The organism is Streptomyces sp. 3330 (assembly GCF_031456635.1).
Taxonomy (GTDB): domain Bacteria; phylum Actinomycetota; class Actinomycetes; order Streptomycetales; family Streptomycetaceae; genus Streptomyces.
On record NZ_JAVDVA010000043.1, the window covers coordinates 34,939 to 44,362 of the forward strand.

The following is a 9,424-nucleotide window of genomic DNA, read 5'->3' on the forward strand; positions in this document are numbered from 1 at the left end:
GCATCACAGACCCATCTCCTTCTTGGCTGCATCGACCACCGAGCGCCGCAAAGCAGAGGCGTCGGCCATCGCGGACGTCCGCTCCGGCCCGGGCGGGGCGTCGTGCACACGGCGCTGGCAACGCAGCAGCTCTTCGCCCGTGCGCAGCACCTCCTCGGAGGTCAGCAGACGCAGCCGCGTCAGCTGCGAGCGCATCTCCTGGTACAGAGCCAGCGTCGTGGCCGACTCGGCTCCGGCCTGCGTCGGCAGCGAGCGCACCGCGTCAGAATGGGCCCAACTGGCTTCCAGAAATGCCACAAACGCATCCGTCAGCGCCTCGCGGGCCCATCGATGCTGCTCCCGGCGGCCTCCCACGACCGTGGTGACGACCAGTGTGGCAAGGCTCGTCGCCGCAGCAGCCCAGGCGGCCCAGGTGCTCGTATCCCCCATGCTTCGATTTTCGCCGATCGCTGCACCGCTGTGACCAGAGATTCCACCGGTACGTCAAAATCAGCTGATTTGTGTCTTGTCCGCAACAGCGCGGAGGCCGGACAGTCATACGTGACGGCCAGACTGCGCAGCAGACACGAGCACCGCGGGCTGTTCTTGGGGGGTGGCAGTCATGGGGGTTTCTAGGGCAGTTCATTACTGGCGTGCCGTATTGGGGGTGGCACCGCCCAAGGCGCTGGAGAGGGCCATGGTCGACGTACTGTGTACGTCACCGTCCTTGTCCGATGCCCCCACCCGCAGAGCTCTGGCAAGGATGCTGGCCCACGCGCTCAACCGCACATTCTCCGACGACGAATCCACCACACAACTGGCACAGGAGCATCTGTCGTGGATCGTGGCACGGTGCATGGAGCACAGGGAAGCAACAGAGTCCGCCGACGCCCTGGCACGGATCGCGGGCACGGTGACCGGCGATGACAAAGTCGCGGCGCAACTGAGGGTTCTGTCGGACTGGCGGGTGGCCAGCGCCCGGCTCAGCGACGAGGACCTTGACGTGCTCGGACAGTTACTGGAAGGCAAGGCAGTCTCCAGCGCGAGGATGATCGCACGGACATGCCTGCAACCGTTCCCGGTGCACCTACCCGCCCACTGCACCGACGCGTGGAGCGTGGTGCTGTATCTGCTGCGGCGCAACGCACTGCCCACCGGCCTACCCGTCTTCCTGGTCTTCCTCGAACACCTGGCTCCCGAGCTGGAAGCCGCTGCCAAAGACGAGCTGCGCGCCTGGGCCGACTCCTACGCCCAGTCCCAGGGTCTGCAGGAACAGCTGGCCGGATGCCGCGCCCGCGTCAAGGCCACACCTGCGGCGCCCCGCACCGAACGCACAGGGCGAGTCATGTTCGTCCTACTGGCGGACGGCCTGGACGAGGACTACTGCGTCCTTCAGGTGTGGCACCAGGACGGCCAGAGCGGACAATCACCTCCCATGCGCGAAGGCGACGAACGGGTACGCCGTCACGACCTGGGCCACCACGTCCATCAGCGACTGCAACAGTCTCTGGCCGACATCGGCCGTCCGGCCGCGCTCACCGTTGAGTTCTGGCTGCCCTTGATGCTGGCCAACCTGCCGGTCGCCCAGTGGTGCCGTCCCGCCCGCAACGCCGCGGAGACGTCGAATTACCGGGTCGTGGTGCGCAGCTTGGACCGAGACAGCCTGGAAACCACGCATTCCGCGTGGAAACAGCAGTGGGATCAACTGATCGCAGGTCACGACTCCGGCGCACATGATCCCGCCCCCGACACTGAGACCCTGCCTGGCCCGCCGACCCCCGGCCGACTGCTGGTGCTGAACACTCCACCGGACAGCGAAGAAGGCCGGCGGCAGCTCCTCGACGGCATCCGCGCCGGGGCACCGGCGATCCTGTGGCATCGAAGCGACTGCACCTCACGATCCTTTCGCCAGCACGTGCGCGACCTCACCAAAGGCTCCCTGGCCGATCTACCCGCACGCCTGGGCGAGCTGCAGCACCAGTCGGACAGCCTGGGTACCGGACCACTGAGCGATCTGACGCTGCTGTGGGACGACCCGAACCAGCCACGACCCGTGCTCAAAGCACTCACATCACCGGACGCGGTGGTACCCCTGTGACCTTGTTCGACGCGCAGCCGTGGCTCATCACCGCCGCACCGATCCCCGCGGTGGACCATCGATGGCGCAGTCCCCTGTCCTTCGATCCGGTCTTCCTGGAGGCTCCGGACGACTGGCCGACGGTCGCACCGACAGCACCTGCGGAGAACGCGGCCTCAGCGTTGAGCCCGCTCAGCCTGATGGGAGAAACTCCCACCCGGCCAGCCGCAAGCATCTACGACCCTCCCGAGGGCCCAGACGACGCCCCTGCGGCGCCCGGCTTGGACTTGGTCTTGGTCATTGACACCAGCCCGTCCATGACTGCCTGGTACCCGGCAGCCAACGCGATCGCTGCGTGCCTGCGCGACCTGCCGCATTTCCACAGCGTCCAGGTCATCGAAATGGCCAACCGCCGACCCGCAGGCTGTGACGATCTGTTCCGCCCGACGGACCGCCCGACCCTGCAGGCCGAGCACTTCTCTCCCGAGCGCTCGAAGATCACTCTGGTGCTGACCGACGGTGTCGGAGCGGCCTGGAAACGCCGTCTGCTCTGGCCGGACCTGTACCAATGGGCCTCGTCGCACACCGTTGCCATCCTGCACGTTCTGCCGCACCACCACTGGTCCTTGTCCGGCATCCCCGCACAGCCCATGCAGCTGCGCGCGGTGCGCGAGTGGTGCCCCAACAAGGAGCTGGAAACGGCTCCCAACGAGCACGACAGCGCCGCCCGGGCCAGCACCGCAGACGCGCGGGACCAGAGCATGGTCATCCCCGTACTCGAGATCCGCAAACGCTGGCTCGACCAGTGGACCCGCCTGCTCCTGACGAACTTCCTCGTGCACCAGCAAGCCCTGACTGTCACGATGTCTGTTCCCCCGAACGCCGTAGTGCCTGCACCCACCCGCGCCCAGGACGATGCACCCGACGCCAGTCAACTCATCGCGGAGTTCCACACCACCGCACCCGAGCACGCATTCAACCTGGCCATCCTGCTCGCCGTTGCCCCCTTGAACCGCTTCGTCATGCAGCTCATCGCCACCGAACTCGCCCCCGCAGCCACCACCCGCGACCTGTCCGCCGTTCTGACCAGCGGACTCCTCGTGAGCCTCGAGCCCTCGATCGGGGAAGGCAACGAGTACGGCCAGATCACCTTCGACTTCTTGCCCGAGGTTCGCCAAAACCTCCTCGCCATGGGCGAGTCCAGCCAGACCCATCGAGCCATTGGACTGCTCAACACCTACCTCGCCCCCTACGCTCCTGCATTCCAAGGCATCAGCGAACGTATGCGCCAGCCCACCGTGGCAGCGCTCCCCGCCATCACCGAGTGCACCGCTCCCTATCTCGAGATCGAGCACTCCCTCCTGACCGCTCTTTCCGGCGAAACTACGGCCCACCGCGCCGTGGCCGGCGCCCTGCGCGCACGGCTCGACAACACGTAGGCAGCACCTCCCATCAGCGGTCCCGCCTGCAGCCGAGGGCTGCCACGCTGCACGTATCCGCCTTGAGCCTGCGCAGCCAAGCCGTGTCTCAGGAGTGCGGTCAAAGGGCTGTGCTGTCCTTGGCGCACCTCATAGCCTGGTGGGAACAGGAGGTGCGGGATGTATCGCGTGTACGGGACGGCAAAGGGGTCTCCTGGCGACGAAGACTGGGAGCTGATCCTGGAGACGCTGGATGCTGTTGAGGCCACGAAGTCGGTTCATGAGTCCGAAGGAACGTTCTGGCGACGACTCACCGAGGATGACCAGGTCGTCCTTGACCGGGTCTGAGCAGCCGTGTCTCGGCAGGCTCTACTGATGGTTTCAGAATCAGGTCGCGAGCGTATGGGGCGCGACCGTTCGGCCGCTTATGGACACCGCTCCTGAGTAGCGAAAACGCAGGTCACCAACCTCTGACGGTTCAGGGACAGCCCAGGCAACGGCCCGGCGTCCCGTTCGACGGCCTACGAGATGATGGGCAACTCCCGCGGTGGCTGGTGTGCTTGGGCACGTAGCTCCTTCAGGCGACTGTGTGGCGGTTCTGGTTATTCCGACTTCGGGCTGCTGCCGTGAGGTCAGGCTGGCCGATCCGGGCCGGGACCGAGTAGATGGCGCTGAGTGGCTCGCTCCGCGGTTTCGGCCGCGGCGGGCAGTGGCTGGGCAGCAGCTCCGGCGTCGATCAGGACCTGGAACTTGACCTTGCCCTTGGGTGCATCGGTGGCCGTTGCTGCTATCCGGACGCGCACGGCCTCGTTCAGGGCGAGCTCCAGCAACTTGGCTCTCTGCGTATCGGCCACGGGCCGGCTGGCCCACCGCCATCTGAAATAGGCCATTTCGCCGGCCAACTGGGGGAGCGTCAAGAGTGTGAGGCCGTCGCTCTTGGCGACGGTCATTCCGCTGACGAGGTGGGTGTAGTCCTGGGGGTCAAGCATCGGCTTCCCCGGGGGTCAGCACGATTTGGGTGACGGGCTGCTGGGAGAGTTCTGCCGCAGCAGTAGCGAGGTCTTCGCGGCTGACTTCGTTGATCAGCTGCGGCAGCGTGGTGAATCCGCTGTCGACGAAGTAGTGGGCGCGTTCGTCCGAGACCGGGAACGGCAGCCGCTGCGTGGTCATCCCCGCAGTCTCCCAGCGGCACGCCCCAGCTAGCAGCGGCTTTTCCCCGGAGCCGTCGCGCAGCGTGCCGGGGACGGAGACTTCTTTCTGCCGGAAAGGGCGGTATGCCGCATGTAGCGAACCCGGTCTAGGGGCAATGCGGCGGGTGTGACTACGACCGATAGATGGCCTGCGGTCTGCTGGTACGGGCAGGTGGCGCGTTCTGAGGATTCGTAGTCGGCCCATGCGAGGACCGATGGCTGGCCCTGATCCGATCTGGAACGTGGAACCGGCGGCGTTGAATTTGGGGTGCCCGTCAGTGTGGACTTCGCCGAGCGCGGACTCGTTAGCTCCGAAAGTCAGATCGGCCATGACGGAACGGTCGGTGGTGAGACGGCGGGGGCGGCGCCGTGGCGGCGTTGGCGTCGGCTGTATTCGGTGATGGCCTGCCACAGGTCACGCCGGTCGACGTCGGGCCAGTAGTCGGGGGTGAAGTGCAGCTCGGCGTAGTTGGCGTGCCAGGGCAGGAAGTTGGAGGTGCGCTGTTCGTTGCCGGTGCGCCACAGCAGGTCGACGTCTGGCATGTCGGGGTGGGGCAGGTGGCGGGTGAAGTCGTCCTGACTGATGAGGTGGGGGTCGATGTCGCCAGCTCGCGCTGCCTGGGCGAGGGCTGCGGCGGTGCGGGTGATCTCGTCTCGGCCGCCGTAGTTGATGCACACGGTCAGGGTCAGTGCGGTGCGGTTGCGGGTGCGGCGCTCCTCGCGCCGGAGGGCCTGGACGAGCTCTTCGGGGAGTTTGTCGGGGTGGCCCAGCCAGCGTTGGCGTACGTCGAGGTCGCGGAGGGGGCCTTCGTCGAGGTCGCGTCGGATTACGTCCAGGATGGTGGTGATCTCTTCGGTGTCGCGTTTCCAGTTCTCGGTGGAGAACGCGTAGAGGGTCAGGTGGGGCAGGCCGATCTCCAGGGCGCCGTAGACCATCTCGTGGGCGGCGGCGGTGCCGGCGTGGTGGCCTTCCGGGCGGGGTAAGCCACGCTGGTTCGCCCAGCGGCCGTTGCCGTCCATGATGACCGCTACGTGGGAGGGCATGTGGTCGGCGGCGATCTGCGGGGGTCGGGCGCCGCCTGGGTGTGGTGGCGGGCGTCGGAGAGCTGTGTCGTCAGCTGCCGGGCTCGGATCGCTCGTGGTCATCACGGGTCGTCGCGGTCCGGGCACGGTCAGGGGCGTCAGGCTCCAGGCCAGGCCCGAGCGCAGGCGGGCAGGGGCCAGGATGCGGGTGCGGGCGACGAGGGAGGGGCGCGGTGCGCGCTTGAGCAAGGCGGGTCCGGCCGCGTCGACAGCATCGAGTTGGGCGCGCATCAGGCAGGCGGCCGTGTTGAGCATGCTGGCAGCGCCCGGGTGCATACCTCTGGTCATCGCGGGCTTGGTCAGCCACTGGCGGGCCAGAGTCGTCAGCTCTCGGATCAACGCCGCTGTGGCCGGGCTCCAACGCCCCTGCCGCAGGTCGTCTTCCACGCCGGGAAAGGCGTCGAGGGCCTCATCCGGCAGGAGCAGGTCGCCTTGGGCGAGGTCGGTGCTCAGGTCGGTGAGGGTGTCGGTGAGCTGGGCGCCGTCGACGAACTGCTCGTAGTCCTTGTGCCGGTCCAGCCGGAGTGTCATCGGAGCTCCGGCTTGCTCGAACAGGTGCCGTAGCTGGTCGACCCACGGCACGACTGCCTCGTTGCACCAGGCCCGCCACTCGGTCCAGTCGGCGAAGCGCCGGCCGCGGACGTCGTCACGCGTGCTGGTCATGGCGCCCTGCAGGCTGGACAGGTCCAGATGCCATCGCAGGGCTGTATCCACCAGGGCATGCCGGATCAGATCCTTGCTGGTGCCAGCCGCCAAGTCCCGTTGCAGGGCTTGGGTCCACGCTTCGACGCGTGCCTCACGCTCGGCCGGTTCCTCATCCCGACGGTCGGCCAGATCATCCAGGACGCTCGCCGCCGCCCACAGCGCCCAGCCTGCCGGGCGCAGCACGGCCGGCATCAGCTGGATGAGGGCGTAGATCCCGGGATCGTGCACGCGTGTGGTGCGCCGACACAGCTGGTACGCCGCCCGTAGCGACGGATGGGGCCTTGTGGGCGGGCGGCGAACACGTCGCCCTCGCTGTGCGGGCAGGGCGGCAACGAGGTCTGCCGTGGTGGGCTTCGTGGTGGCGCACATGTCGGGAACCGGGACCTCAGTGTGCTTCCGTGTCAGACGCCGCAGCCGATGGCGTGGCAGCTTGGCGGGGCGCGGGAAGGCCGGCCTTGCTGCTTCGCGGTCCGGGCGGCGAGGTGGGGGCGGTCGACGGCAGGCAGTTGCGGGTGCTGCCACGAAACCCCAGCAGGGCGAGAAGGGCGGCACCGGCGAACCAGGTGAGCTGGATGGCCAGATGCCCAGGGACCGGGCTGGTGGAGTATCCGGCCGCCGTGCTGGCCTGCATGGCCCCATACGAGGGCAGGTAGCGCACGACCGGGTTGTCAGCCCCGGAACTCGTGATGGGATTCTGCAGCGCCAGGTCGACGATGCTTGTCATCACGAGGGCGAACATCCCCTCGACTTCCCTGCGCAGCAGCGACCCGAAGCCGACACCGAGGGCGCCGTAGGTCAGTCCTGCGCAAAACAGGGCGGCGGCGAGCAGGAGTGGCTGGCGAGGCGTCCAAGCCAGGCAGGTGATGGCCGTGGCGTAGGCGGCGACCGCCGCCGAGACCAGAGCCAGGGCGGTGACCTTGGCCAGGACCAGGTGGGCGCGCGGATAGCCGGCCATGGCCAGGCGGCGGTCGAAGCCGCTGCCGGAGAACGTGGCGGCGAACATCATGAAGCCGGTGATCAGGGTGACGGCGTTGAGGGCGCCGCTGATCGATGTCAGTTCGTTGCCGTGCGGTGCCAGCGCCTCCCCGGTGGCGCGTAACCGCATCCGGGCCGGGGTGTCGGGCATCGCCAGGTACGCCAGGGTCGTCCACACCGGGATGAACAGGATCACCAGGATCATGGCGAACCGGTTGCGGCCGTGCTCGATGAGCGTGAGCCGGGTGGCGACCGCGAAGCGATTCAGGTGGAACATCACGAGGCCCCCACCTGGTCCGCATGCAGCGTCCCGCCGTCCAGGCGCCACAACTCGTCCAGGCGCTCCTTGTCGTACGCCAGATGGGAGACAACCAAGACCGAGCGTCCCGCGTCCCGCAGTCGCGCTGCCAGGTCCCAGAACCGCTGGTAGGTGTCCCAGTCGAAGCCCTGATACGGCTCGTCCAGCAACAGGACCTGCGGATCGTGCATGAGCGCCAACGTCACGTTCAACTTCTGCCGCGTGCCACCGCTGAGCACCCCGGCCCGCTCATCGACGTATCCGGTAAAGCCCAGGGTCTCCATGACCTCCTCGGCATAGCGCACATCGGCCAGGCGGTAAGCCGTCTGGAAGAACGTCAGGTGCTGCCGGACGGTCAGCGCGTCATTGAGGACCACGCGCTGCGGGCAGTAGCCGAACCGGCCGCTGTGACGGACCGTGCCGCGCGTGGGCCGCAACTCGCCGGAGAGGACCTTCAGCAGCGTGGACTTGCCGGCGCCGTTCTCCCCAACGATCCCGCACAGCGTCCCTGCCGGAAGCCGCAGGTCAACACCTCTCAGGACCACACGCCGACGGTAGGCATGATGGACGTCCCTGACCTCCACGCGTGTCTCCCCCCATAGGCCCGGACCGACCGTGCACCGAATGGCCTAACGATCGCGGGGCGGAACAGACACGAGCCCCATGTCACCGGCTTAGAGGTCGTTTTCTCCCGTTGTTTCATCCCGGAATCTGCCGTTTGGTCTGCTGTGTCGGATCGCGCCAGGAGATCGTGTTCTCGCTGGTGAGGCGGCGGGTCATGAGGTCGGCCATGGCGATGTGGATCATGGCTTCGGAGCGGGCGGGCCGGGTTTCGTAGTCGCGGGCCAGGCGGCGGTGGAGCATGAGCCAGCCGTAGGTCCGCTCGACCGCCCAGCGTTTCGGGATCGGGGTGAATCCCCTGCTGCCGGGGTAGCCGACGGGCTCTGGGTGTAGATCGTCTTTGGGGTGCTCATGCTGGCAAGGTAGGCCCGATTCGCTTGGAGCGTTCCCCCTGTCACGTGCTGAGCCCCCTGCCAGACTGCCCATTGGCCCACCAGGCATGCCCGTCCTGGCGGGCCATCCCACGCTCGCGTCCCTGGTCTAGATCTGATCCGAGCGCAGGGCCTGACTCGCGCTTTCCACGAAGGTGCCGTGCGCCATCTCGAACGCGTGTCGAGCCCGTCCCCATTCGCCGTCAGGGGACTCCGGCTCACTGCTCTCGTATCGCAGGCGAGCGCTGAAGACTGCCTCAACGGATTCGAAGACTGATTCGAGCGCTGGCCCCATGATCTCCTTCGGCCCGAGGAGATCAATCTCCCGCATGGCGCGGGCGAGGTCTCCGCGGCTGTCATGGAGGAGCCCCCAGCCGGCGCCCTGTCCACGGGAGTGGGCCTGTGCGCGCCGTCTACCCACGTGTCGGGCGGCAACTGAATCTCGGTGAGCTCACGGAGCCGATCCTGAAAGTGCGAGTGGGATTCAAGGAAGTCCCTGTGCTCCGACCGCGTGCCTCGATCCAGGCGACGAGCACGTTGATCAAGGTTGGCGCTGGAAAGGTCACCCTTGCCCTCTGGCCACAGCGGCGCGCACTTACAACTTCTCTCGATTAGGGTCCGTCTTCAAAGATCACCGGGTGGTGGATCATGGTGGGGTGATACGTCGCCATGAACTCACCGATGGGGAGTGGGAGTTACTCGCTCCG

General features: G+C 67.2%; 9 protein-coding genes and 1 pseudogene. 3 read left to right on the forward strand and 7 right to left on the reverse strand.

What is annotated here, in order from left to right; genetic code table 11:
- Positions 1-3: 3 nt before the first annotated feature.
- Positions 4-429: a hypothetical protein gene (locus tag J2X68_RS38225; RefSeq protein WP_310437217.1), complete on the reverse strand. Its 426-nt coding sequence runs from the start codon at positions 427-429 to the stop codon at positions 4-6.
- A gap of 247 nt (positions 430-676) precedes the next feature.
- Between J2X68_RS38225 and J2X68_RS38230 the strand changes: the two genes are divergently transcribed.
- The 3 genes from J2X68_RS38230 (at position 677) to J2X68_RS38240 (ending at position 3,822) form a co-directional block, all read left to right on the forward strand.
- Positions 677-2,077, forward strand: a complete 1,401-nt coding sequence (locus J2X68_RS38230; protein WP_310437218.1) for an effector-associated domain 2-containing protein — start codon at positions 677-679, stop codon at positions 2,075-2,077.
- Positions 2,074-3,495, forward strand: a complete 1,422-nt coding sequence (locus tag J2X68_RS38235; protein WP_310437219.1) for an SAV_2336 N-terminal domain-related protein — start codon at positions 2,074-2,076, stop codon at positions 3,493-3,495. Before J2X68_RS38230 ends, J2X68_RS38235 begins: the two co-directional genes overlap by 4 nt.
- Before the next feature lie 159 nt (positions 3,496-3,654).
- Positions 3,655-3,822 carry a hypothetical protein gene (locus J2X68_RS38240; RefSeq protein WP_310437220.1) on the forward strand — a complete coding sequence of 56 codons (168 nt, stop codon included), beginning with the start codon at positions 3,655-3,657 and terminating at the stop codon, positions 3,820-3,822.
- 284 nt (positions 3,823-4,106) lie between these two features.
- Here the strand turns inward: J2X68_RS38240 and J2X68_RS38245 are convergent, their stop codons facing one another.
- From J2X68_RS38245 to J2X68_RS38270, 6 genes and pseudogenes are all read right to left on the reverse strand, one after another.
- Entirely contained in the window at positions 4,107-4,463 is a 357-nt protein-coding gene (locus tag J2X68_RS38245; protein WP_310437221.1) for a hypothetical protein, read from the reverse strand.
- Positions 4,456-4,644 (reverse strand): hypothetical protein, encoded by a 189-nt coding sequence (locus J2X68_RS38250; protein WP_310437222.1) that lies wholly within the window; start codon positions 4,642-4,644, stop codon positions 4,456-4,458. Before J2X68_RS38250 ends, J2X68_RS38245 begins: the two co-directional genes overlap by 8 nt.
- Before the next feature lie 338 nt (positions 4,645-4,982).
- Entirely contained in the window at positions 4,983-6,644 is a 1,662-nt protein-coding gene (uppS, locus tag J2X68_RS38255) for a polyprenyl diphosphate synthase (protein ID WP_399041832.1), read from the reverse strand.
- A gap of 193 nt (positions 6,645-6,837) precedes the next feature.
- Complete coding sequence (locus J2X68_RS38260) at positions 6,838-7,704, reverse strand: ABC transporter permease (RefSeq protein ID WP_310437229.1); 867 nt, start codon at positions 7,702-7,704, stop codon at positions 6,838-6,840.
- On the reverse strand, positions 7,704-8,309 hold the full coding sequence (locus J2X68_RS38265; RefSeq protein WP_310437224.1) for an ABC transporter ATP-binding protein: 606 nt from the start codon (positions 8,307-8,309) through the stop codon (positions 7,704-7,706). The genes J2X68_RS38260 and J2X68_RS38265 overlap by 1 nt, the downstream gene beginning before the upstream one ends.
- Before the next feature lie 115 nt (positions 8,310-8,424).
- Positions 8,425-8,655 (reverse strand): annotated as a pseudogene (locus tag J2X68_RS38270) (IS5/IS1182 family transposase); the annotation flags it as partial.
- Positions 8,656-9,424: the final 769 nt, after the last annotated feature.

Bases quoted from the DNA above. Each gene is read 5' to 3' on its own strand.
- J2X68_RS38225 (WP_310437217.1), bottom strand. From the start codon at position 429: ATGGGGGATACGAGCACCTGGGCCGCCTGGGCTGCTGCGGCGACGAGC.
- J2X68_RS38250 (WP_310437222.1), bottom strand. From the start codon at position 4,644: ATGACCACGCAGCGGCTGCCGTTCCCGGTCTCGGACGAACGCGCCCAC.
- J2X68_RS38230 (WP_310437218.1), top strand. From the start codon at position 677: ATGGTCGACGTACTGTGTACGTCACCGTCCTTGTCCGATGCCCCCACC.
- J2X68_RS38260 (WP_310437229.1), bottom strand. From the start codon at position 7,704: ATGTTCCACCTGAATCGCTTCGCGGTCGCCACCCGGCTCACGCTCATC.
- J2X68_RS38240 (WP_310437220.1), top strand. From the start codon at position 3,655: ATGTATCGCGTGTACGGGACGGCAAAGGGGTCTCCTGGCGACGAAGAC.
- J2X68_RS38245 (WP_310437221.1), bottom strand. From the start codon at position 4,463: ATGCTTGACCCCCAGGACTACACCCACCTCGTCAGCGGAATGACCGTC.
- uppS (WP_399041832.1), bottom strand. From the start codon at position 6,644: ATGCCGGCCGTGCTGCGCCCGGCAGGCTGGGCGCTGTGGGCGGCGGCG.